Below are 25,758 nucleotides of genomic sequence, written 5' to 3'. Positions count from 1 at the left end.
TTTTATACGATGAACGGGATGATTACCAGTCTTAAATGCTTTTTTTTCACGCCTTGACGTTTACTACAAGTTGAAGGACATAAAACACAAAAAATGATATCTGCAAATAAATTTGCAGGTATCATTTTTTTGATTTATAATGTATTATTTAATGTCTAAAACCCTTTTTCCAATACTTTCAAGTTTTTTTTCCGTCAATCCACAATCAAGTAAGTAGCCAAGTTCATCCAAAGTGCTCTGTCCATGTGGTACTAAAGTCGCTCCTGAATCACTTCCCAATGCAATGTTCACACACATTGCATTGGCTTTTTTCACCATTGATCGATGCTGTCTAAAATAATCTTCTGATACTTGTTTATACTTTTTCATTGGACTGTCATCCCTACATTTTGCGATGTTTGCAAAAGGTGCTAACGTTGGTACCCAAATTACGTTGCTTTCGCGCATTGCACAAAGGCAGTCATTATCAATCCCGTAACCGTGCTCAATCGTATCGGCACCAGATGTTAAGGCCATCATGATCCCTTCCGGAGTATTCGCATGAACCATCACTGACAATCCTCGTTGATGAGCATGGTCGATCATAGCAACACATTCACTTTTCGAAAATCCGATCGGGCCGGAAATACCTAACTCTGTGAAACTCATAATTCCGGTAAGAATAATTTTAATAAAATCCGGACTTTCTTTAATCAGTACATCCATTTTTTCAATGCTGTCTTTTCCGTCGTCAACAGGATCGCCTAAAAAATCTCCGTAATGGCCTCTTTTATAAAAAGCACGAATGGGTGTTCTGAAGATCAGATCGGAGTCTTTTGAAATTTCTCTGAGAACTATTCCAACTCCTGAGCCATCGCCGCCATCACGCAATCCTTGAACGCCATATGACTGATAAGTTTGCATGACTTTTTTCATACCTTCAACTATATCATCATTATTGATCCCAGATTTATTCCTTTTTATGGAATTACCTAATCCACAGTGTATATGACAGTCTATGATCATTTTAAATTCGGTTATTTTGCCACTGGTGCTATTCCAGCCATGTCAAGAATCTCTGGAATTCTGTTTTCCCAGCCTAATGACATGATGTGAATACCTTGGCAGTAGTCTTTACATTCTTTGATCAGACGGGCGCAGATTTCAACGCCGGTGTCGCCTGCTTTTGTCTTTTCCTTATCTGCCTTCAATTCTTCAATCATATCATCGGGAACATGAACGCCGGCTACATTGCCATTCATATAACGGCACATGCCGACATTTTTCGGAATGATGAGCCCCAATTGGACTGGTACACCAAACTGTTTTGCTTTTTCCATGAATTCCATGAATTTATCAGGTTCGAATACTCCCTGGGTCTGGAAATATTCACATCCGGCTTTCACCTTTGCCTCCATTTTTGCCAGTTGGACATCCACAGAGTCACTGCAAGGCGATACAACCGCGCCCTTAGCAAACTTAGGTGGTTTCCCATCAACAGCATTTCCCGCAAGGTCGAAGCCTTGTTCCAAACATTTCACCGCGTGAATCAATGACACGGAATCAAGATCGAAAACGGGTTTTGCCTGTGGATGATCTCCCAGTGTGGTGTAATCTCCGGTTAATAACAATAAATTTTCAATGCCCAACAATGCCGCACTTAATACATCCGACTGCAGGGCAATTCGGTTTCGGTCCCGACAGGTAATTTGAAAGATTGGAAGCAATCCCTCATCTTTCAAGACTTTACATGTTGCCAGTGAACCAGTACGCATAACAGAAGACTGATTGTCCGTTACATTCAATGCATGGACTCGGGTCTTTAAAAATTCATGGGCATCTTTAATCAAGTGGTCAATTTCAACCCCTTTAGGAGGTCCCACTTCTGCAGTTACTACAAACTCGCCTTTTTCAAACAGCTCAGTTATTCTCATTTATAATTACTCCTAATCATTTTAAATTATTGGTTATTTTTCTTTTGAAATTCCGAAGTTGCGTACTTTGGGCGCATCATATTTCATGTTTTCCAGTTTATTCATCTTTTCCAATTTTCGGTAAATTCGTTCCCATCCGCATTCCATGTCCTTGTCAACTTCACACATACCATTTTTGGCACCGCCACACTGGCCGTTAATCAAACTTTTTGAACATGCGGTAATCGGACAAATTCCTCCGGTACCATTCAGGTAGCATTCTCCGCACTGTCCGCAATCAACATTCAGTGCAGTTACTCCCTGAAATCCTGGTAATTTATAGGTATCACAACAGGAGTATACTCTTTTTTCCTGGAATTGATCGGCAACGGTCTGTATCCCAACGCCACAGGAGAATACCAGGATGGTATCTGCCGCATTGATTACGTCCATGTGTTTTTTCAATTGCAGTTTTAGATTATCCGGATTACAGATATAATCGGTTGTTATGATCTTAGTTACTTCTTTGCTGGCTGATAGTTCTTTTTGCAGTTCGTCTGCTTCATGTTCCGCGAAATAGACCTCTTTGCATCCGTGACAATTTATGATCACAATTTTTCCTTCAGCTAATGATTCAATTGTTTCTTTTGATTTTAGTTGGGTAATCAGCATGTTATTTACCCTCCCTTATGGCAGTTTTTCCAATTTTGATTCGCTCAACAATTGGAATTTTTGATGAACAGATATATTCACAGCATCCACATTCAATGCAATCCATCGCATTTTGTGCTTTCATGCCTTCCCAGTCTTCGGACAGTGCGTATTTGGTGAAATATAATGGACGAAGTTCCATTGGGCAGACATCTGCGCAACGTCCGCACTTGATACATTCTACGGCTTCTTTGACAATCGGTTCGATGGCGATAATGCCATTGGAACACTTCAGCATCGGAACATTGAGGTTTTCCTGCTTGAATCCCATCATTGGGCCGCCTATTTTAATGGTCACATCATCGTCATTTACATCACCGCAATGGTTGATGATTTCCTTGACCGAGGTACCGATCTTCACTAAATAATTGCCTGGCTTGTTCAACCGTGCACCACTGACAGTCACTACCCGCTCAATCAGCGGCATTCCTATCTGGATCGCATCAGAAATGGCTTTGGCGGTGCTCACGTTACATACGATTGCGCCGACATCCATTGGCAGACCGCCACTTGGCACTTGTTTGCCCATTACCCGTTTGATGAGCATCTTTTCAGCGCCCTGTGGGTATTTCGTTTTGGCAACGACAATCTCAATGTTTGGTAAATCAGCTGTTTTTGCCTGCAGCAATTCGACAGCATCCTGTTTGTTATCTTCAATTGCGATTACACCTTTTGGTGCTCCCGACGCTTTCATCATAGCTTTTAAACCATAAATCACATCATCTGCATACTCCAAAAGAACCCGGTGATCAGCGGTTAGAATCGGTTCACATTCACAGCCGTTGAGTAATACCAGTTCAATCGGTTTAGGCGATTTTAGTTTGACTGCGGTTGGGAATCCTGCTCCACCCATACCAACAATTCCTTTTTCTCGAACAATTTCGATGATTTCATCTGGTGAGAGGTTATCCAGTACTCCGGCTGGTTTAACAGACTCGTCGAGTGTGTTTTTACCGTCCGATTGAATGACAATCGCTAATGATTGCATTCCGCTAACCGGATGCAACCGTGGTTCGATGGCTACAATAGTACCGCTGATACTGGCATGAATGTTACTGCTTATCGGCCCTTTGGCGGCAGCAATTTTCTGACCCATTTTTACCTGCTGTCCAACTTCTACGATGGGTTCAGCCGGTGCACCGGCATGCTGTGACATTGGAATAACGACATTTAGTGGATTAGGGAAAGGCACCAGTGAAATATGTTCACTCAACTCTTTGTATTCGGTTGGATGGATTCCACCATAGTAACCTTCATACCGTTCTTCGCGAACAGATTTCACATATTCACTGATGAACTTATGATTTACTTTGGAATAATCCCGAAGTTCCACAGGCTTGTTTAACAATTCTTCCAATCGTCCCTGTTTTTCCAATCGTTCATAGATGAGCTGCCATCCGCAATCCATTTCCTTGTCTACTTCACATTTACCATTTTTAGCGCCGCCGCATTGACCATTCAACAAACTTTTTGAACAATCCACGACTGGACATATTCCTCCGGTCATGTTCAGATAACACTGGCCACATGCATCGCATAACGTTTCTGTTAATGCCATTCCATGTTGGCCATCAACAGCAATGGTGTCGCATCCAGCATACACAGGAAGTTCCGTCAATCCTGCAATTGTCTGAATGCCCAAGCCACATGAATTAACAAACACATTTTTGGTTTCTGGGGAAAGAACCCCTTGAAAACTCTTTGATGTCAACGGTTCATTGCACAAAAAATCGATTTTTGCAGAGCCGACAATATTTTTGCCCTGTTCCTTGGCAATCGCTTCAAACAGTCCGCACTCCGGTTCGTCAAAACTATCGAGTTCCTTAAAGCATTTGTTGCAGGCAACAACAAACAAATCATCCTTGTCTGCCAGAACTGCATCAAGCTCTTCCCTTCTTTTCAGTTTAAACTTCGTGTAATCTTCCAATTATATACCTCCTGTTTTTTTTCTGAATTTATAGTAATCCGTTTTGCATTTTACATGCTTTAATAACATGTGCAGCCAATAATGCCGTTGTGATAGGTCCTGTTCCGCCACCACATCCAGGCGTTGCCGAAGTAATCATTGCCGCTTTGTCTAAACAGTCTACGTGAGCATCTCCGGCACGGATTTTCTTGCCTTCTGCATTTAATACAAATTCTTTATTTGCATCTTTCATCTGAGACATAGCTACATCAATCAGAATAGAATTTTCATTTAACATATCGGCTTTAACCAAACCATAAATACCGCATGCGGTTACAACAATATCTGCTTTTCTTGTGTATGCAGCCGTATCTTTTGTAAATACATGACAGATTGTTACCGTAGCAAATTCATTTGTCAGCATAATTGCCAGTGGCTTACCCAATACATTTGAGTTGTTGATAATAACGACATCTTTGCCTTTAACATCAATCTTATAGAATTTAAACATTTCCATAACACCTTCTGCTGTACATGGGAAGAATCCTTTTTCGTCTGCGATCATTAATTTTCCCAGGTTTGTAGGATTAAGTGCATCAGGATCTTTTTCTGGACTTAAAAGATATTTGATTTTTTCGGCATCGATTTGTTCAGGAAGTGGCTGGAAGATTAAAACTGAATGCGTGTTTTTATCTTCATTAATTGATTGAAGTTTTGCGATAAAATCAGCTTCTGTTACATCGATTGGAAATTGAACAGATTCAACTTCAATATTAGATTTTCCCATTCTTGTGATGATACTTTTTTCATAAGAAATAGAACCTGGATCTTCTCCAACACGCATAATTGCCATTTTTACTGTAATGCCTTTATTCTTTAATTCATTGGCATCTTTAAGTACTTCCGCCAGTATGGATTCACTAACTTCTTTTCCACTTAATAATTTTGCTGTCATAATTACAATACTCCTCTTAATTCAAAATTTTTACTATTACTTTATTTATGAAAGTTGTTTTTCAACTTCTGCATAAACGCGATCACAGATTTCAACGCCTTTGGTTAACATTGGCTTTATTCTGTTATTAACATCGGCTACATAATCTTGATCTTTAATTGTTTTAATATTGATTAAAACGTTTACCCAGCCACTGATCATCCCAGCTCTTAAACATTGAACGCCGCAAGCTACATCACTAATGGCCAAAGCTGAACCTTTTCCGACTAATTCTTCCTGCAACAATACTGCTTTGTAACATACCTCAACGATTTCGAGTGGAATACTACACGCAACCTTGGTGCATTCTTCCAAAGTTTTTGCTTTATAAGCTTTTTCTTCTTCCGTTTCTTTTGGGAGGCCATAAGCTTTTGAAAGCGGCAAGAAGTTTTTTGCATCTTCATCAATCATTGCTAATAAACGATCCTGAAGTACCTGTGCTTCTTTTAAAATACGTTGGATATCTTCTTCATATTCTGCATATTTTTTCTTTCCAGTGGTCAAGTTACAAACCATCCCAGCCAAAGCCGTTCCGATCGCACCGACTAAAGCGGCTGCACCACCACCGCCTGGAACAGCAGCTTTGCTGTACAGGACTTCAACAAATTCAGTACATTTTTTCGCTGAGATAGATTCGGTCTCAGTTCCTACTACATCAAATTCCATTCGCTAACTCCACTTTCATCATTTGTATAAAGTTTAACAAACAAACGGACCAAGAGATCCCCCCTGAAGGGAACCTCCTCGATCAATTTATGTTATTGTTTATTTTTAGAACAATCCAGAAATTACGCCGTTTTCATCAACATCGATTTTTTCTGCTGCTGGACGTTTTGGAAGTCCCGGCATTTTCATGATTTCGCCTGTTAATGCTACGATAAATCCAGCACCAGCTGAGATATTAGCTGCTCGAACTGTGATTCTGAATCCAGTTGGTCGGCCTAATTTTGTCGCATCATCGGTTAAAGAATATTGTGTTTTAGCCATACAAATTGGCACTTTATCAAAGCCAAGTTTGGTTAAATTTATAATCTGTTTTTCTGCTTCAGGAGTATAGTCTACGCCGTCTGCTCCATAAATTTTAGTTGCAATTGCATTAATCTTATCTTTGATCGGCACATCAAGCTCATAACTATATTCAAAAGTTCCTTCGCTTTCATCAATTAAACGAACGACTTCTTTAGCTAATTCTTTTCCGCCTTCTCCACCTTTTGCCCATACTTGAGAAAGGGCAACATTAACGCCTAGTTTCTGACATTCTTCTTTAACTAATGCTAATTCTGCTGGTGTATCCAGTGGGATTTCGTTGGTCGCTACAACTGCTGGCAATTTAAATACCTGAGTAATATTTTCAACATGTTTTAGTAAGTTTGGCAAACCTGCTTTTAATGCTACCAGGTTTTCTTCATTTAAATCAGCTTTTGCCACGCCACCGTTGTATTTAAGTGCACGAACCGTTGCTACAATGATTACTGCGTCTGGTTTCAGCTTAGCCATTCTACATTTAATATCCAGGAATTTCTCAGCTCCAAGGTCAGCACCGAATCCGCCTTCTGTTACGACATAGTCAGCAAAGTGCATTGCCATACGGGTAGCAATTACAGAGTTACAGCCATGAGCGATATTTGCAAAAGGTCCGCCATGAATGAATGCTGGTGTTCCTTCTAATGTTTGTACCAGGTTTGGTTTCAAAGCATCTTTAAGTAAAGCTGCCATTGCGCCTTGTGCTTGTAATTCTGCTGCTGTTACAGGATCTCCATCAAAATTATAGCCAACAATTATTCGTCCGCATCGTTCTTTTAAATCAACGATATTAGAAGCTAAACAAAATGCTGCCATTACTTCAGATGCAACCGTAATGTCAAATCCATCTTCACGACAGAAGCCATCGCCTGATCCGCCTAAACCATCAACGATGTTTCTTAATTGACGGTCATTCATGTCAACGCAGCGTCTCCATGTGATTTTCTTAGGATCTATTCTTAATTCATTACCTTGTTTAATATGATTATCCATCATTGCGGCTAATAAATTGTTAGCTGCTCCGATAGCGTGGAAATCGCCGGTAAAATGAAGGTTAATATCTTCCATTGGTACAACCTGAGCGTATCCGCCGCCAGCTGCTCCGCCTTTAACACCAAATACTGGTCCAAGAGATGGTTCTCTCAAAGCAACCAGGACATTTTTTCCCAATTTTGCCAAACCATCTGCAACACCAATTGTTGTTGTGGTTTTTCCTTCACCTGCTGGTGTCGGATTAATAGCTGTTGTAAGAATTAAACGTGCTGTTTTTTTGCCGGTATCCTTTTTTAACAGATTATAATCAACCTTTGCTTTATATTTTCCGTATAAATCCAAGTCATCTTCTGTTAGACCCAATTTAGCTGCAATCACACGAATATCCTGTGGTGTAGCCTCTTGTGCAATCTCAATGTCTGATTTTAAACCCATATCATTTCCTCCAATACTTTGATAAATTTTTAACATATCTATATGATAGCTGATTTTACAAGAAAAATCAAATATAACATAAGACAATTTTTTACTATTAAAAGCCGAATAACGTTTACATTTATGGGGTGTATACCAATATTCCGTACAATATTTTACTCTACTAAGTAAAGTCAAGTGAAATATTTAGCAGCTTCACCTGCATATATTACTTTGATTCCATATTATGTTGTTGTATTGCGTTATTGTTAATTAAATTGATACAATGTCCTCGTTTTTTAAGCTAAATGTTTCATTTCGTAAGATTATCATTTTTCCCATTTGTTTTGTTTGAATCTCGGTGACGCATTACTTTCCAGACTTGCTTATTATCCTTCTTACAAACAACCACCCTCAATCTCTTCAATTTATATACATAATACCTAAAAAGAATGTGTTTTTTTATTGCAGCTATCCTTCTATTTACTTGTATATACATCTTAAATACAGATTATCATTTTTTTGTTTGAATGTCAATATTTTTCTATTTAATAGCAATTTATTTTCTTCCATTGTTTGTTAAATCTCAAACAAAGTCTTAATGAGTATTTTATCGCCATATTTCAAGCTCGCATGTCCATTCATGCATCGATTATTTGTCGATATTTTATCTTTTCTTCTTTCTATTGTTTTCATAAAACTCAAAGAGTAAAAAAAAGACCGGTGATATTCCCTGTATGGAATATCACCGGTCCACTTATGTTATTGTTTATTTTTAGAACAATCCAGAAATTACGCCATTTTCATCAACATCGATTTTTTCTGCTGCTGGACGTTTTGGAAGTCCCGGCATTTTCATGATTTCGCCTGTTAATGCTACGATAAATCCAGCACCAGCTGAGATATTAGCTGCTCGAACTGTGATTCTGAATCCAGTTGGTCGGCCTAATTTTGTCGCATCATCGGTTAAAGAATATTGTGTTTTAGCCATACAAATTGGCACTTTATCAAAGCCAAGTTTGGTTAAATTTATAATCTGTTTTTCTGCTTCAGGAGTATAGTCTACGCCGTCTGCTCCATAAATTTTAGTTGCAATTGCATTAATCTTATCTTTGATCGGCACATCAAGCTCATAACTATATTCAAAAGTTCCTTCGCTTTCATCAATTAAACGAACGACTTCTTTAGCTAATTCTTTTCCGCCTTCTCCACCTTTTGCCCATACTTGAGAAAGGGCAACATTAACGCCTAGTTTCTGACATTCTTCTTTAACTAATGCTAGTTCTGCTGGTGTATCCAGTGGGAATTCGTTGATCGCTACAACTGCTGGCAATTTAAATACCTGAGTAATATTTTCAACATGTTTTAGTAAGTTTGGCAAACCTGCTTTTAATGCTACCAGGTTTTCTTCATTTAAATCAGCTTTTGCCACGCCACCGTTGTATTTAAGTGCACGAACCGTTGCTACAATGATTACTGCGTCTGGTTTCAGCTTAGCCATTCTACATTTAATATCCAGGAATTTCTCAGCTCCAAGGTCAGCACCGAATCCGCCTTCTGTTACGACATAGTCAGCAAAGTGCATTGCCATACGGGTAGCAATTACAGAGTTACAGCCATGAGCGATATTTGCAAAAGGTCCGCCATGAATGAATGCTGGTGTTCCTTCTAATGTTTGTACCAGGTTTGGTTTCAAAGCATCTTTAAGTAAAGCTGCCATTGCGCCTTGTGCTTGTAATTCTGCTGCTGTTACAGGATCTCCATCAAAATTATAGCCAACAATTATTCGTCCGCATCGTTCTTTTAAATCAACGATATTAGAAGCTAAACAAAATGCTGCCATTACTTCAGATGCAACCGTAATGTCAAATCCATCTTCACGACAGAAGCCATCGCCTGATCCGCCTAAACCATCAACGATGTTTCTTAATTGACGGTCATTCATGTCAACGCAGCGTCTCCATGTGATTTTCTTAGGATCTATTCTTAATTCATTACCTTGTTTAATATGATTATCCATCATTGCGGCTAATAAATTGTTAGCTGCTCCGATAGCGTGGAAATCGCCGGTAAAATGAAGGTTAATATCTTCCATTGGTACAACCTGAGCGTATCCGCCGCCAGCTGCTCCGCCTTTAACACCAAATACTGGTCCAAGAGATGGTTCTCTCAAAGCAACCAGGACATTTTTTCCCAATTTTGCCAACCCATCTGCAACACCAATTGTTGTTGTGGTTTTTCCTTCACCTGCTGGTGTCGGATTAATAGCTGTTGTAAGAATTAAACGTGCTGTTTTTTTGCCGGTATCCTTTTTTAACAGATTATAATCAACCTTTGCTTTATATTTTCCGTATAAATCCAAGTCATCTTCTGTTAGACCCAATTTAGCTGCAATCACACGAATATCCTGTGGTGTAGCCTCTTGTGCAATCTCAATGTCTGATTTTAAACCCATATCATTTCCTCCAATACTTTGATAAATTTTTAACATACCTATATGATAGCTGATTTTACAAGAAAAAACAAATATAATATAAGACAATTTTTTACTATAATATTTCTTGATATTATGTAAATTTACAAGGTTTACATCAATATTTAGAACAATATTTTACTCTACTTTTAATCCTTTGTATAAATTTTATCCGTATATAGTAATTTAATTCATTTTAATATTTTTATTAGATTTTATATTGATAACATCTAAATAATTATTCTTTATACTGTTTAAATCGTATATTTCGTAAATTTATGAATTAGCGTCTTTTTTTTGATGTTTTTCGCTTATTTTCACTATATCTGGCGAAATAAAGTAATATCCTCTGTTTTATGTTAAATCTTTTACTATAAATTCCTTATATACTCCACAATAAAAAAATGACTTTAGCAAAACTCTTTTTTTGTTTGCAAAAGCCCTGTTTCAATTATTAAATTACTATTCATTCTTAATCGGCCCAATTATCCCCTGTCTGAATGCCTTACTATATTTTCTACAATACTTATCATTTCCAAGAAGTGCATATGCGGCAAAAATTGTTCCCATCATGTCTCTGTTAAGCGGATCCATCACGGCTGAATCCATACCTGCCTGAATTGCATATGCGATGAATGTTTTATTCATTAAAGCACGTACCGGTAAACCAAACGAAATATTGCTAACCGCTCCGGTTACATGAATCGTTGGATATAATGCTCTGATCTCTCTAATTTCCTGAGCTAAATTTAGAAACGAATTATTTTCAGTTGATAAAGCCATTACACAGGGATCAATATGAATACGATCAGGTGCAACTCCGTATTTTGACGCTTTTTCAACCATCGTTTTAGTAATATCAACTTTCGTTTGAACATCGTTAGGAATGCCTCGATCATTGCAGGTAAGACCGACAACTTCCCAAGTGTTTCCTTCCATAAGAGGTAACAGAACTTCACATTTATCACCTTCTTCTGAAATTGAATTGAGTATCCCCGGTTTATTAGCATATTTGAATACAGCTTCTATCACACGTGGATTCGGACTATCAATACTAAGTGGAGTATCCGTTGCATCCTGAATGACATCCATTAACCATTTCAACGTTTCAATTTCAATCTCAGGCGCTGTGCTTGCACAAACATCAATAAAGTCTGCTCCTGCTGCTGCCTGCTTTACCGCACGATCTGCAATGAATGCTGCATCCCTATTTTCAATCGCTTCCTTAACAGCAGGAATCGTTCCATTAATTTTTTCTCCAATAATGATCATTGATGGGCCTCCTAATTTGGTATCGATTTCATTTAAGTTAAAATAGAATTATTGTATGTACTTGTTTTACATGTATACACAAAGGCATTATCAGATTACCATTTTCTTCTTTTTTTGTCAATATTTTTCAGGAAGCGGTTCTATTTATTTCTAGCTTCTTGAAAATGCTCTTTGTTAAGGGTATAATATGGGTAACATTTAGCGGATAACGATAATATATTGGTTATTTATCCGAATATTTAAGTAAGAAAGGACAATTTTATGTCATCATTGAAAAACATTCAAGTTTCATTTCCTTTACTGGACAAAAATATAACCGTTGAAGCTGGAATAACTGTTGCTGAAGCTTGTAGTTTAGTTGGATTCCCGCAAAATCTCGTTTGCGGAGGAAAAGGAACATGCAAAAAATGCCTCGTTACTGTGCGCGAGAATGGCTTAGTCTCTGAAGTTTTAAGTTGCCAACATAATGTTTCAAACAATATCGAGATTCTTATCTCCAAAGAAGCGGCTTTATCCCAAATTCTTGAGACGTCAGATAACGACGAGCTTTGCTTTAACCCCAAAATTAAAGTAATCACGATTCCGTTTTCCGAGCTGAAAACCGAGATGTGTTCCTATGATCTTGAAACTATCCGAAGAGTCCTTGATCTGCCGGTCACGATTTCAGCCCTAAAAGTTTTACAAAAATGCCCCAGTGTTTTCCATTCCAAAGAAAACACGTTAATGAATTTTGTCTTATTTAATAATGAGATCATCGATATGATCCCAACTGATTCTGAATTTAAAGCCTACGGTGTTGCCTTCGATATCGGGACAACTTCAGTCGTCGGATATCTTTATAATTTAACCACCGGAGTACTTGTCAATCAATATTCCTCCCTTAATAAACAGATTTCTTTTGGCGGAGATGTTATCAGTCGAATTGATTATGCATCTCAATCACTAAGCAATCTAAAAGAACTTCAAAATTCCATTTTAGAAACCGTTAACAATATTTTATCAAACCTGTTATATGAATCTAAGATTTCCCTTGAAAGTGTTTATGATTGCGTCTTTTGCGGCAACAGTACCATGTCTCATCTTTTCTTAGGAATCAATCCCATTAATTTAGGTCTTTCACCTTTTACCGGAATATCCAAAGATGCCGTGATCCTTACTGCTTCTGATCTCAATATCAACATGAATCCTTTGGGACGCATCACTTTTCTTCCTCTATTGGGTGGTTTTGTCGGAGCCGATACCACCGCGGTCTTATTAGGTCTTCCAAAGGATGATTCGTATCGATTAATGATCGACTTAGGAACCAATGGCGAAATTGCCGTAGGTAACCATCATAAATATTTTGTTGCCTCCACTGCCTGCGGTCCGGCCCTGGAAGGTGCCGGTATCCATATGGGTATGCGTGGCACCACTGGGGCTATCGAAAAAGTCGCCATGGTTAATAACGAAATTCACTGTCAAGTGATCGGCAACGCTCCTCCGCTAGGTTTTTGCGGCTCAGGAATTATTGATGCCATTGCCCTGCTTTTTAGAGAAGGCCTTATTTATGATCGCGGCAATTTTATTAAAGATCAGGCCCTTGATGCTCATCCATTAAAAAACCGATTTAAAATTGATGAAAACGGGCAGCGTTACTTTGTTATTATGTTCCAAGAAGACAACCCTAACGGAAAAGAGATGGTTATCACCCAAAAGGATATCCGTCAGGTTCAGTTGGCTAAAGCAGCTATTTATACCGGCTGTTGTCTCTTAATTCAAAATTTCGGTATTCAAAGTCATGATCTCGCAGAAATTGTCATTGCCGGTGCTTTTGGCAACTACATCGATGTGGAAAACGCCCAATTCATCGGACTTCTGCCAAAATTTGAAGGCGTTCCGATTCGTTCCATCGGCAATGGTGCCGGTACCGGTGCACAGCTTTTCCTGCTCTCTCAGGATGAGGCTAAACGCTGTGAACAAATTCCTAAAGTCACAACCCATATAGAACTAGCCACAGATCCTAATTTTTCAAGAACCTACATGGGAAACACCACCCTTGGTCATAATGTAATAGATATAGAATCTTGATCATAAGTAATTTATACTTGTACATTTTGGTTTAATCTTTCGCTCTGTCCGTTCTTGCCATTATCATTGTCATTCATGAGATCAATCACTCTTTGGGTATTGATCTCGACGAATATCAAACGATAAACAGCAACTTCGGACATTTTTTTATGTTTCCCTTCTAAATCAAATGATGCTATAATTATTCAAAATGCTGAAAGGACAATCAACTATGGAAACAATACCTAAAATTCTCATCCTGCTAACCGGAGGAACCATTGGCAGTGCAATAAATAATGGCTGTATTGACGTGGATTCAAGTCGCAGCAATGATTTATTTTCAATTTATAAAAGCCTTGGCAAACCTACAGTCGATTTCGAGGTGTTCCGTCCTTATAATATGCTTAGTGAAAATGCTGAACCAAAACACTGGCTTCAGATCATAAAAACACTTCAATCTTATAATCTCAAAAACTATACTGGCGTTATCATTGCGCATGGATCTGATACTCTTCCCTATACCGGCGCCGCCCTGTGCTACGGTATTGATAGTCCTTCGATCCCCATCTTATTAGTCGCTGCAAACTTTGCCATTGGTGAGACAAACAGTAATGCTCTCGCAAATTTTTCAGCCGGCGTCGATTTCATTTGCAATTTACGGCTTCCCGGCTTTTATACCATTTATGAAAATAGTGATCATAAAACCTATGTCCACCTGGCTTCTCGTTTACTGGAGGCTGACTGGCTTAAAGATGATTTTACCAGTTTTGGGGAGCCGCTAGGGATTTTCGACTCGCGCGGGCTTTGCAGTACACCTTCTCCTCAGAATCCGACCATGCTCAAACTCTACAACCCAACTTTGGATGATGTTCCCTGTATAAAAGAATTTCGAAATGAAATACTCGCTCTTCGGGCTTATCCCGGTCTTAACTATCTGTGCATTGATTTGAAAAATCGACCGATACGCGCCGTGCTTCATTCCCAATATCATTGTGGCAGCGGTAATGTATTAGGAGAAAACGGCACTGCCCTCACCGATTTTATAAAAAACAATCCACAGGTTGATCATTATCTGATCTCTTATAAAAATATTAGCGGTGATCTTTACGCCTCCTGTCATCAACTCATAAAAGCCGGTGGCATTCCTCTGGAAAATATCTCATTTGAAGCGGCGTTAACAAAACTAAACTTTGCTTACAATCAAAACGAATATTCGCCGCAGGCCTACATGCAACATGAGTTTTTTTATGAATTTGTGCGAGTGACTCCAGAAAATGGCTATGTAATATAAAATCCTTCAATAATGGATTTTCATTCATTATTGTTAAAAAATTTACCCTATCTTTTATAGGAATGTGACAAATGTCACATTCCTTTTTTTGTCTGTCGGATATAATGAACAAACAATAATAAAAAAGGAGAAATAATGTATGGGCTATCAAATTAATAAAACAAAGATGAACACACTGTTTACTGATTTATTAGAAAATTATACCATTTATGCACCAAAACGTTTTGTTGGCGGCGGGACCTTTGCCGATACTGATTGTATCCGTTATGGAGAAATTTCCACTTTAGAAGAAATTGAATTCAGCGAAAAATCCGACTATTCATTTAAGGAGGTTCTCTTACCTATTTCAGAAACACTTTTTTATTTCACCGAAGCCGTTATAAAGGAATCCGATCCCCCTCCAAAAGAAGCCATTGTATTTTTACGGAGTTGTGATCTTCACAGTCTTAATCGCTTAGATACCATCTATCTTAAGAATGGCCCGGTCGATCCCTACTACAAGCGCCTCCGGGATCATACTCATTTCATTTTAATGGGATGCGAAAACACCTTTGAAAATTGTTTTTGTGTATCCATGGGCACCAATCTGAGCACTAATTATGATGCTTATATTAAAGTGACTGCCGAAGATGTCTTGATTGACAGTCACTGGAATCTTCTCGATCAAGCCCTGGCGAATTCTCAACCATTTACTGTTGTCCCTGATTCAGTCAGTATCAATAAGATCAGCGTTGAAATTCCGGAATCAATTCCTCAATCCGTTTTTGATTCGACCTTATGGGATGATTACACCACCAGGTGCATCGCCTGTGGCCGTTGCAACTTTGTCTGTCCGACGTGCACTTGTTTTACGATGCAGGATCTTTTCTATTCCGATAATGGAAAAGCCGGAGAACGCCGTCGTGTTTGGGCCTCCTGTCAGGTCGATGGTTACACTGATGTTGCCGGAGGACATGCTTTTCGAGAAAACAAAGGACAGCGAATGCGTTTTAAAGTCATGCATAAAATAAGCGATTATAAAAAACGATTTGATACCCAAATGTGCACTGGCTGCGGCCGCTGCGACGATATTTGTCCAGAATATATTTCCTTTTCAAATTGTATCAACAAAGTTAATGCTCTCGTTAAGGAGGAAAACCGATGACAACGACAAATCCCTATACTCCTTTTTTATCTGAAATAAAAGAGGTTATTAAACATACCGATATCGAATATACTTTTCGTATGACTTTTTCCGGCGATGCCAAACCCGGTCAATTTTTTGAGGTGTCCTTGCCAAAATTCGGCGAAGCACCGATATCCATCAGCGGCATTGCTGAAGACACCGTCGATTTGACAATCCGCCGTGTCGGCAAGGTTACCGACGAAATTTTTGAAAACTATGTCGGCGATTCGCTTTTCCTTCGTGGTCCTTACGGAAACGGCTTCTCCATTGACAACTATATCGATAAAGAAATTATATTGATTGCCGGCGGCACCGGACTCTCTCCGGTTAAAGGGATAGCCGATTATTTTTCGGCTCATCCAAAAGAAACAAAAGGATTTACCCTTGTTGCCGGATTTAAATCGCCTAATGATGTTTTGTTTAAAGCCGATTTCGAAAAATGGAAAAAGAATCTCAATGTTATTCTAACTGTTGATACTCCGATTGACGGCTACTGCGGCAAATCTGGCATGGTTACCGAGTATATCTCGTCCATTCCTGTCAAAAATATCGATGATGCGATTGGAATTGTTGTCGGTCCGCCAATGATGATGAAGTGTACTATTGATGAACTGCTTAAAAAAGGATTCAAAGAAGCAAATATTTGGATTTCTCAAGAACGGAAAATGTGCTGTGGCATCGGAAAATGCGGTCATTGTAAAATTGATGACACTTATATCTGTCTTGATGGACCTGTTTTTAATTATACCAAGGGAAAATTTTTAAAGGATTAGGAGGAATATTTATGTTAGATCTCAATACGAAAAAGATAAAGAAGAATGCCTACCGGATAACGAAAGTTCGCGGGGAAACAGCATCAAGAATACGCATTCCCGGAGGCTTGCTGACAGCCGATTTACTTCCTAAAATTCAGGAAATTGCCGAAACTTATGGAAATGGACGTATTCATCTAACCACTCGTCAGGGTTTTGAAATTCCGGGCATTCGGTACGAAGATATGGATGCTGTAAACACGCTCCTTCAACCCATCATTGACCAGCTGGAAATTAACCAGGCCATTCCCGGAAAAGGCTATACTGCTTCTGGAACTAGAAACGTCTCCGCCTGTATTGGAAGCAATACCTGTCCGTTTGCGAATTATAATACCACTGATTTTGCAAAGAAAATGGAAAAGGAAATCTTTCCCAACGACTTGCATTTTAAAGTGGCCTTTACCGGATGCGCCAATGATTGCATCAAAACTCGGATGCATGACTTCGGTATCATCGGAATGACCGAACCCCAGTACGATAAGGACCGCTGTGTGAATTGTCAAGCCTGCGTCAAAGCGTGCAAGAAAAAATCGGTTGATGCTCTATCAGTAGAAAATTACAAAATTGTCCGTGATGCTGCAAAATGTGTTGGTTGTGGTGAATGTGTTATTAATTGCCCCACTCGAGCCTGGACTCGCAGCACAAAAAAATACTATCGTCTGGTCATCATGGGACGAACCGGGAAACGGAATCCCCGTCTGGCAGAAGATTATCTGGTCTGGACCGATGAAGCGGCTATTATTAAAATTGTTAAAAACACCTATAAGTTTGTTAAAGAATATATTGATACCACTGCTCCCGGCGGCAAAGAACATATCGGATATATTATTGACCGCGTCGGCTTTAAAGAATTCGAAAAACGGGCATTAGATGGCGTTGAATTTGATGAGAAAACTATTGTAAAAGGCCCTGTCTATTGGGGTGGACCACATTATGATTAAATACGCTTTCTAAATTAAAGAGGCTTTTGCCAATAACAAACCAGTTATTGGCAAAAGCCTTATTTTATATCTTGAAATTTAATTATTAGAAAAGAAATCAGAAACATTGTGCTACCTGGCCAAATCAGTATCATGGCTTCAATATTTTATGTTAGTATATTCAACTATTTCCAACCGCAAGCTCATCCAGGGATTTTCCTTTGGTTTCTTTTTTTACCAGGAACACCGCAGCCAATAAGCCCAGCACTGCGGGAATAATATAAAACAAAAACGATACGGCGTAGCCTAGTCCCATTTCAATAATTACGCCGGCAACGATCGGCGCACATGCCCCACCTATTCGACCAAAGGCATGGCACCATGAGACCCCAGTGTTTCTGAATTCTGTCGGGTATGCTTCTGCCATTAGAGGCTGCACTGCTGTAATCGAATAGTTGACTGCAAAGCCCAGGAAAATACAGGCCGCCAGGATTGCACCAAAGCCACCGCCGACGGTAGCCATGATAATATCAGAAATTGCCGCAACACCAAATGAAATGATGAGATTCTTTTTTCGGCCAACTGCTTCAGCGACAAAACCAGTTGAGCAATTCGCTATAATCGCTGCTGCATTTTGAGCGATTGCCAATCCATAAGCAGAAGTCAGTGTTAAACCCTTTTCCAACATCAACGAAGGCAGCCAGGCATTGATACCGTAAACAATAAAACAGCCGCAAAAATACATAATCCAAATACCGGCCGTAATTCGAATATATTTTTTTGAAAAAAGAGCTTTCGGGCCAGATTGCTTAGGTGGTTTCGGTACGATTAACGCCTTTGGATCCCAATCCGTTGATTTTCCTGTGGCAATGCGTTCAATATTTTGAAGCGCTTTGACCGCTTCTTCTCGATATCCTTTGTTCGCCAGCCAATAGGCGGACTCCGGCATTTTAAAATACAGTAAAATCGAATAAACTAATGGGATACCGCCAATCAAATAACAAAGCCGCCATCCAAATACCGGAACAATCGCAGCCGCTACCAGGCCCGCAAGCACCCAACCAACAATCATCCATGCCATCCCAAACGTAATAAAAATAGCTCGTTTTTTTGTTGGCGTCGATTCCGAATAAGTGGTGGTTACAACCGGAATACAGGCTCCCAATCCAATCCCTGCCAAAACCCGGAAGATTGCAAACATCTCAAAACTGTTTGAAAAACAAATTGGGATATTCATGAGGGAATACATTGCAATCGCGAACATTAACGTTTTCCGTCTTCCTATTTTGTCAGAAATAATGCCTGCGAGGGCACCGCCTAAGATCAAACCGATAAGACTCCAGGAAGATAAGCTCCCTTTTGCGATTGCACTTAATCCCCATTCCGCAGCTATTTGTGGCATTGTATAGGATACAATCATATAATCATAACCATCAAATACCATCGCTAACCCCAGCAAGAAAAATATTTTCCAGGTAAATTTGTTAACTCCAAGGGAATCCATTACTTGGGATATACTAAAATTATTCATTGCGTTGTCTCCTTTTCAGAGCAAATACTGATTAATTTTTTCAAAAAATAACTGATTTTATAATATATTTCCTATCCGACTGCAAGACAAGACCAATTATTTCATCTGGTTGTGAGGCACATACCGTTTAATAATTGGTCTTGTCTTTAGGTTGGTTGACAGTAAATTTAAGCGACTAATTCTTTTGCTTTCACAGCAGCACTGCCGGCATCAGGCGCATAGCCATCGGCACCAATTTCAGCTGCGTATTCCGGGGTGACCGGTGCGCCGCCAACAATGACTTTCATATCAGGGAAGGCGGCTTTAACGGTTTTGACCGCTTCTTTTAAAGCCGGCATAGTGGTGGTTAACAGACCTGAACAGGCTACCAGGACAACATTGTCATTATCCTTGACTGCCTGTACAAATTTTTCAGCCGCTACGTCGACACCTAAATCGACCATGTCAAAACCAGCGCTTTCCAGCATCATCACAACCAGGTTTTTACCGATATCGTGCAGATCTCCGGCAACGGTTCCCATGATGCAGGTTCCCAATGAGTTTGAGGTATCGCCAGCCATCACGGGTTTCAGTACTTCAACCCCTTTGGACATTGATTTGGCGGCAATCAGCATTTCCGGTACGAAGATTTCTCCGGCTGAGAACTTATCTCCGACGACACTCATGGATGCAACCATGGCATCCAGGATATCCTGCGCTTTATCTCCGGCATCTAGTGCTTCTTGTACCGCTGCAGCAATTTTCTTTGATTTACCGGCTTCCACCAGTGCTTTTACATCTTCAATTTTCGACATTTTGTTTTCTCCTATTTTTCTTTTAATGATTATTTCTCAACGATGTGTGTAGTTAAGTATTAACATTATTTTTTCTGACCGAAAATTCCTTCGCGATAGGCACCGATATATTCCATACAGTAGTCGTCTTCGCCCAGCAGCGCTTCGGTGGCAAACAGCATCCCCATCAGATCCTGATTCAGCGGATCCAGGATAAAGCTGTCCATTCCGGCGTTCATCGCCAGTACGGCAAAAGCCTGGTTGACGATTTTTCGGGCGGGTAAATTGAAGGAAATATTGCTGACCGCACCAGTGACATGGATAGTCGGATACTGAGATTTGATTTCTCCGATAACTTCCGTGACCATGCTGATGCCTTCTTCCGAAGTGCAGAGCATTTCAATGAGTGGATCGATGTGCATCCGGGATGGATCAATCTTATATTCTTTGCATTTCACCATCAAATCGGCAAATACATCAAGCCGGTCTTTGGCTGTTTTGGGAATGCCCTTGTCGCTGTTTAACAGCGCCACGCATTCCCATTTGGTATCGGCAATGACTTTAAATGCTACATCAACCTTGTCGCCTTCCAGCGATACGGAGTTGAACAAGCCCGGTTTGTTACAGTATTTCATGGATTCGATACAGGTATAGACATTGGGGCTGTCCACTGCGATCGGCACATCCGTTGCGTCCTGAACGATGTCAATCAGCCATTTCATGGTTTCCAATTCGATGGCGTCATCCACTGACGCACAGACATCAATAAAATCGGCACCGGCTTCGGCCTGTTTGATTGCCAGATTTTTAATGAATTCGGCATCTTTTGCCGCAATCGCCTTCGCGGTGGAAGGAATGGCGCCGTTAATTTTTTCTCCAATAATAATCAATTTTTGTCTCTCCTCTGAATATTAATTTTTACCGCTCTTTCAAAGCATGGATTCTCAAATACTTTTTGTATCTAGAATAGTTTCTTGGTCATTTTGTCAATTTCAACATCGGTAGCTTCATAAACGCCTGGGAATGAACTTCCTGGCAATCCCTGACATGAACTTGGAATGAAATAAAGTTTTCCGTTTTCTTCACATGTTCTTTTGACTTCAGCTGCTATCTGTTCTTGTGACCAGTCAGGATGATCGATGATACCGCTGTGGATTCCCCCCATAAAGGTAATCTTTCCGCCGTATTGTTTGATCATTTCAGGAATATTGTTTGTATTCATAACGCCCTGCCAGATATCGACTCCCATTTCGATCATGTTGGGTACCAATGTTGCAGCAAAACTGTCGCTGTGATGAACAATTAGCTCAACGCCGTTAGCTTTGTAAAAGCCATAGATTTTTTTGTAGGATTCTAAAAAGAATTCTTCAAACATAGCTGGAGAAAGGAAAGTAGAAATCTGACTGCCCCAGTCATCATGATGTAAAATCGCATCAGGATGCAGATGATCAACCATCTCTTTTGCATAATCCATTTCATACTGTGTCAAATAATCGATCAATTCATGCATCGCTTCAGGTTCTTCGTAAAAACTCATTAATGCATTCTCCATGCCCATCAGATAATGCGTCATTTCAAATAATCCTGGAGCGTAAAAAACTCCGATATATTTATTGTCTCGATCTGTAGCCTTTACGTCGGCAATAGCCTGATCCCAGGCTCCTTCTGGTCGAACCAAGCTCGGAGCTTTAACATATTCTTTCCATTCAGTAACATCTTTTAATAAAATATGTTCCGCATCATGCACTGGGAATGCAGCAATTTGTCCTTCTGGCCAACGGATGGTAACACCCCATTCATTAACTACTTCCTCACCCATTACTGGTTTTACTCGACCAGATGGTACGCTCATAATCATTTGTAGAAATTCATATTGTTTGACAAAACGATCCGGTTTTCCACCAGTCATGACTTCTTTTAAATTTTCTTTAATGGTTAACATATAATTTTACCTCCTTGTGTTAGATATAAATTTTATCTGCTATTTAGTGTGCGATTTATGGTGTGATGTGTTTTAATCCAGCATTTTCCTTAATCTTCACTACATCATAAGACGCAATTATCTTATTTTAATCAGGCATCTTATGATGTAGTAAAGATACAGGAATGCAGATTAACAGCCAAAGAGAAACACACAGTGTCTCTCTTTGGCTTTTGGGTGCAGTTATTAAATAAGTACAAGCACTTTTTTAATGACGGTTAACCCGCAAATAATAAATTTTGTTATTATTCAGTTATCTTATTTCTTGCATCTATTTCTGTCTGGTATTGTGTCACTTTTTCTTTCGTTAAACGGTATCCAAATGTTAACAGAACCGCACCAACAAGAACCGTGCAACCTGGGATTGTACAGAATAAATTCGTAATACCAGCTTTCAATTCCGGTGTTGCCGTAGCGGGATCCATTTTTGCAACAAATCCGCAGGCGGCCAGCATTGCTGGAATGATTAAACCTTTGATGAAGATGGCAAGTTTCAATGGTAAATTCGATAATCCCATAACCCAGCTTGATGCTGCTTTTCCTGTTTTCCATTCACTGTAAATTGATGCATCGCCATATAACGCAACCATCAATGCGTAAAGGAATCCTAAGAAGAACTGAGCACATGAAAGGACAATTAGGACAAGCATGATATTAGCAACAACGAATTGACAGCCGATTAGGAATACGCCTAAACCGTAGCAGCCAATCAGAGCAGCTGTTCTTGTTGACAATTTTGCGGCAACATATTTACTTAAATATGAGCCAATTACCGCCATAATATTTGCAACCAACAAGTAAACGGTAAACATTGCGACATCGTTTGCTACGTAGGTAAAGAAGTATACTGCCGAACCTGCACAAACAAAGTTAACTGTCCAACGCGCTACATCTGCTAAAAGTAATACTAACAAATGCGGGTTCTGAACCAATGATCTAAACATATCGCCAATGGATATTTTATCTTTCTGAGCAACCTTCGTGTTTACAGCTGCTTCTTCGTGTGTTTCTTCATATCCATCTGTCAGTTTGAAGTGGATGAAATAGCCAATCCAGTAAACTAAAGCCATTACGAATGCCGAAATAGTGAATCCGAGTATTGGATTTCCAACTGCACCGCCAACCCATAAAATAGTAGTTAATCCCATTGCTGAGAAAATAATTTTCCCAACATTTGCATAAGCGCCTCGTGTTGCGGATAATTGTGTTCGATCTTCTGGTGAAGTCGAAATTGTTGGTATTAATGCTATATTAGCAACGTACGAGAAGTTCCAAGCAATGTGTGAAGTAATGAATGCTACACAGATGATGACAATTGGTACTATTCCAGTGCCAATAACCGTAAACATCAATGTATAGAGAACCACGACGACCGGTGGTATGACTAACAACCACGATCTGTATTTTCCCCATTTCATTGGTTTAAGTGCATCAATAAATCCACCATAGAAAGGTGACAATACCATATCTATTGTACTTGTTAAGGTCATAATAATTGCCGTTGTTCCCAAATCAAATTTTGCAATGTTGGTCAAGAAATATGCAAAATAAAACACTTCAACATTTGACATCAGAGTAAAACCAAGATCTCCAACACCAAAGAATGTCTTAAGCCCTGTACTTAAGGGTTTTTTTTCCATAAAAGAGCCTCCTTAAATTTTCTTTTTACTAATAATAAAATTTCCGGCTATTTTATTTTAGCAATTTTCGTCATTTTTTTGTTCAATCAGTAATATTACAACGACTTACTAAATAGTAACCCTTTACACGAAATATGTCAAGCATTTATTCATTAAATATTGTATTATTTACTATTTTTTTAGTAATTATATATGTTATTTTTTTTCTTGTTTCTTTTTCTAATTAATGGTAAACTTTATTTAGTTCACTATATTTTAAGGAGATTTCTAATGCGAAAAATGACAAAAGGCGAAATGACTAAAGAACGCATATATAAAAGTGCTAAAGAGCTTTTTTACCATCAGGGCTATAATACCACTACGATTCAACAAATTGCTGATCATTCCGGTACCACATTAGGTTCGATGACTTACCATTTTGCGACCAAAGATACCTTTGTTGCTCAGATTTTTGAAGATTATTTGAATTCAATCGGTGATGCTATACGAGAAAATCTTTATGGTTACAAATCCATCAATTCATTTGAGAGACATTTTTATTTAACGATGGTCTGGTATCACTATCTCCTCACCGATCCCAAAGTCAAAAATTTTTATTATGAAATTACCATTAGTGATTCCTTATATCAATATATATTCGAAGATATCAATCTAATTTATCATGAATTTTTAAGAGATTATCACCTGCGAATTCGTCCCATTGAATATGATGCTCTATTGATCGCTGATTTTGGGGCACGACGAACACTAACCCGGTACTTTTGCGAAGGCAAAATAAAAATGCCCGTAGAAGATTTTTCAATTCTGACGATTACCAACACAGCTCGCTGTTTTGGCATCCCAGAAAAATCAATTTTCAAGGTTAGTTATGAAGCATTGATGTTTTTTCGCAACCATGATTTTTCAAAAATAAAACTTCTCATTTAAAAAAGGTCTTTCAGGGATTATTTCCTGAAAGACCTTTTTTTATTTGTACAAAACCATTGAAATTGTCATAAAACTCTAGGCCGATTAAAGAATAATGCAATTTTTTATATGTTCCGCTTATTGTTGTGCTTTAAATGTGATAATCACACCCTCAGTGACACTGTTTGCCCAAGCAGTATCATTGGACAATCCCACATGCTGGCCTTGAATAATTGGTATAATTGAAATGACATCATATGCCTTTTCATCGTAATTATTACAAACATCTTCGATTTCCTGTGCGAGTTCTTTTATATTACATTTTCTAAACCCTTTATTATAATCATTTCCTACAGATTCGACCTTATCTCCTATTGTTACGGTAATATATTTTTTCACTTGTTTTTCTCCTCTATCAATATATTGATAGTGTATTATATCACAAATATAAAGCACAAGTACTCGTTTGGCATTGTTTACACAAAAAACCGTCTCTCTGAGAGAGACGGTTAAAATTAATTTGTCTATAAAATGATTTTTCTACCTTATGTTGAAGAACTGATCGAACAACACAGTTTAATATTTATCCAAACTTTTTTTAGTTTAATTCTGTTAACGTTCGTCCGCTAACACTTCAAAGTCACTGCCAATTTTTTAAAAAATTGGAGTCAGCCTTAGTCTACGATAATTTTCGCAACGACTCCGGATCCAACTGTTCTTCCGCCTTCACGAATAGCGAAACGTAAGCCTTCTTCAATCGCGATTGGTGTAATCAAGGTGATTTCCATTTGAACGTTATCTCCTGGCATGACCATTTCCACGCCATCCGGCAATTTGATGACACCTGTTACATCGGTTGTTCTGAAGTAAAACTGTGGTCTGTATCCGTCAAAGAATGGAGTATGACGTCCGCCTTCTTCTTTGGTTAGCACATATACTTCTGATGTGAAGTGAGTATGAGGATGAATGGAACCTGGTTTTGCTAATACCTGACCACGTTCGATTTGGGTCCGGT

At 39.1% G+C, this 25,758-nt stretch carries 22 protein-coding genes; 6 read left to right on the top strand and 16 right to left on the bottom strand.

The features are described from left to right. Window positions 1–144 precede the first annotated feature (144 nt). From FZC41_RS16415 to FZC41_RS16375, 9 genes are all read right to left on the bottom strand, one after another. Complete coding sequence (locus tag FZC41_RS16415) at window positions 145–1,005, bottom strand: amidohydrolase family protein (protein ID WP_148568539.1); 861 nt, start codon at window positions 1,003–1,005, stop codon at window positions 145–147. 11 nt (window positions 1,006–1,016) lie between these two features. Next, window positions 1,017–1,913, bottom strand: a complete 897-nt coding sequence (locus tag FZC41_RS16410) for a methylenetetrahydrofolate reductase (protein ID WP_148568538.1) — start codon at window positions 1,911–1,913, stop codon at window positions 1,017–1,019. 33 nt (window positions 1,914–1,946) lie between these two features. Then, window positions 1,947–2,564, bottom strand: a complete 618-nt coding sequence (locus FZC41_RS16405; protein ID WP_148568537.1) for a methylenetetrahydrofolate reductase C-terminal domain-containing protein — start codon at window positions 2,562–2,564, stop codon at window positions 1,947–1,949. A gap of 1 nt (window position 2,565) precedes the next feature. Further along, the gene (gene rsxC, locus FZC41_RS16400) at window positions 2,566–4,530 is read right to left on the bottom strand and encodes an electron transport complex subunit RsxC (protein ID WP_148568536.1); all 1,965 of its coding nucleotides are present in this window, start codon (window positions 4,528–4,530) and stop codon (window positions 2,566–2,568) included. Between the two features lie 28 nt (window positions 4,531–4,558). Then, window positions 4,559–5,464, bottom strand: coding sequence for a bifunctional 5,10-methylenetetrahydrofolate dehydrogenase/5,10-methenyltetrahydrofolate cyclohydrolase (locus FZC41_RS16395; protein WP_148568535.1), 906 nt, complete (start codon window positions 5,462–5,464; stop codon window positions 4,559–4,561). 45 nt (window positions 5,465–5,509) lie between these two features. Beyond that, entirely contained in the window at window positions 5,510–6,169 is a 660-nt protein-coding gene (locus FZC41_RS16390; protein WP_148568534.1) for a cyclodeaminase/cyclohydrolase family protein, read from the bottom strand. A gap of 105 nt (window positions 6,170–6,274) precedes the next feature. Further along, window positions 6,275–7,954: a formate--tetrahydrofolate ligase gene (locus FZC41_RS16385; protein WP_148568545.1), complete on the bottom strand. Its 1,680-nt coding sequence runs from the start codon at window positions 7,952–7,954 to the stop codon at window positions 6,275–6,277. Between the two features lie 754 nt (window positions 7,955–8,708). Further along, window positions 8,709–10,388 carry a formate--tetrahydrofolate ligase gene (locus tag FZC41_RS16380; RefSeq protein ID WP_148568533.1) on the bottom strand — a complete coding sequence of 560 codons (1,680 nt, stop codon included), beginning with the start codon at window positions 10,386–10,388 and terminating at the stop codon, window positions 8,709–8,711. 480 nt (window positions 10,389–10,868) lie between these two features. Then, a complete protein-coding gene (locus tag FZC41_RS16375; RefSeq protein ID WP_148568532.1) occupies window positions 10,869–11,678 on the bottom strand; it encodes a methyltetrahydrofolate cobalamin methyltransferase in 810 nt (269 codons plus the stop codon). A gap of 261 nt (window positions 11,679–11,939) precedes the next feature. Between FZC41_RS16375 and FZC41_RS16370 the strand changes: the two genes are divergently transcribed. The 5 genes from FZC41_RS16370 (at window position 11,940) to asrC (ending at window position 17,933) form a co-directional block, all read left to right on the top strand. Then, window positions 11,940–13,745 carry an ASKHA domain-containing protein gene (locus FZC41_RS16370; RefSeq protein ID WP_148568531.1) on the top strand — a complete coding sequence of 602 codons (1,806 nt, stop codon included), beginning with the start codon at window positions 11,940–11,942 and terminating at the stop codon, window positions 13,743–13,745. A gap of 211 nt (window positions 13,746–13,956) precedes the next feature. After that, window positions 13,957–15,015, top strand: a complete 1,059-nt coding sequence (locus tag FZC41_RS16365; RefSeq protein ID WP_170254040.1) for an asparaginase domain-containing protein — start codon at window positions 13,957–13,959, stop codon at window positions 15,013–15,015. A 139-nt stretch (window positions 15,016–15,154) separates the two neighbouring features. Then, window positions 15,155–16,159: an anaerobic sulfite reductase subunit AsrA gene (asrA, locus tag FZC41_RS16360; protein WP_148568529.1), complete on the top strand. Its 1,005-nt coding sequence runs from the start codon at window positions 15,155–15,157 to the stop codon at window positions 16,157–16,159. Next, window positions 16,156–16,953, top strand: coding sequence for an anaerobic sulfite reductase subunit AsrB (asrB, locus tag FZC41_RS16355; protein ID WP_148568528.1), 798 nt, complete (start codon window positions 16,156–16,158; stop codon window positions 16,951–16,953). The genes asrA and asrB overlap by 4 nt, the downstream gene beginning before the upstream one ends. Window positions 16,954–16,964: 11 nt before the next feature. Further along, window positions 16,965–17,933, top strand: a complete 969-nt coding sequence (asrC, locus tag FZC41_RS16350) for a sulfite reductase subunit C (protein WP_148568527.1) — start codon at window positions 16,965–16,967, stop codon at window positions 17,931–17,933. A gap of 160 nt (window positions 17,934–18,093) precedes the next feature. On the opposite strand, the gene FZC41_RS16345 is transcribed toward asrC, so the two are convergent. The 5 genes from FZC41_RS16345 to FZC41_RS16325 form a co-directional block, all read right to left on the bottom strand. Next, on the bottom strand, window positions 18,094–19,443 hold the full coding sequence (locus FZC41_RS16345; protein ID WP_148568526.1) for an MFS transporter: 1,350 nt from the start codon (window positions 19,441–19,443) through the stop codon (window positions 18,094–18,096). 167 nt (window positions 19,444–19,610) lie between these two features. Beyond that, window positions 19,611–20,237, bottom strand: a complete 627-nt coding sequence (locus FZC41_RS16340; protein WP_148568525.1) for a corrinoid protein — start codon at window positions 20,235–20,237, stop codon at window positions 19,611–19,613. Between the two features lie 65 nt (window positions 20,238–20,302). Beyond that, on the bottom strand, window positions 20,303–21,106 hold the full coding sequence (locus FZC41_RS16335) for a methyltetrahydrofolate cobalamin methyltransferase (protein ID WP_148568524.1): 804 nt from the start codon (window positions 21,104–21,106) through the stop codon (window positions 20,303–20,305). Window positions 21,107–21,177: 71 nt separating this feature from the next. Continuing rightward, window positions 21,178–22,158, bottom strand: a complete 981-nt coding sequence (locus tag FZC41_RS16330; protein ID WP_148568523.1) for a uroporphyrinogen decarboxylase family protein — start codon at window positions 22,156–22,158, stop codon at window positions 21,178–21,180. Window positions 22,159–22,442: 284 nt separating this feature from the next. After that, complete coding sequence (locus tag FZC41_RS16325; RefSeq protein WP_148568522.1) at window positions 22,443–23,837, bottom strand: MFS transporter; 1,395 nt, start codon at window positions 23,835–23,837, stop codon at window positions 22,443–22,445. A 270-nt stretch (window positions 23,838–24,107) separates the two neighbouring features. Here FZC41_RS16325 and FZC41_RS16320 point away from each other — a divergent pair, with 270 nt between their 5' ends. Continuing rightward, a complete protein-coding gene (locus FZC41_RS16320) occupies window positions 24,108–24,764 on the top strand; it encodes a TetR/AcrR family transcriptional regulator (RefSeq protein ID WP_148568521.1) in 657 nt (218 codons plus the stop codon). 117 nt (window positions 24,765–24,881) lie between these two features. Here the strand turns inward: FZC41_RS16320 and FZC41_RS16315 are convergent, their stop codons facing one another. Continuing rightward, window positions 24,882–25,142 carry a hypothetical protein gene (locus FZC41_RS16315; protein ID WP_148568520.1) on the bottom strand — a complete coding sequence of 87 codons (261 nt, stop codon included), beginning with the start codon at window positions 25,140–25,142 and terminating at the stop codon, window positions 24,882–24,884. A gap of 275 nt (window positions 25,143–25,417) precedes the next feature. Further along, on the bottom strand, window positions 25,418–25,758 hold a 341-nt coding region (locus tag FZC41_RS16310; protein ID WP_479715003.1), incomplete at its 5' end, for an EF-Tu C-terminal domain-related protein.

Origin of the sequence: Acetobacterium paludosum, assembly GCF_008086595.1 — a bacterium.
Lineage (GTDB): Bacteria > Bacillota > Clostridia > Eubacteriales > Eubacteriaceae > Acetobacterium > Acetobacterium paludosum.
This window is presented reverse-complemented; position numbering and strand designations above follow the sequence as displayed.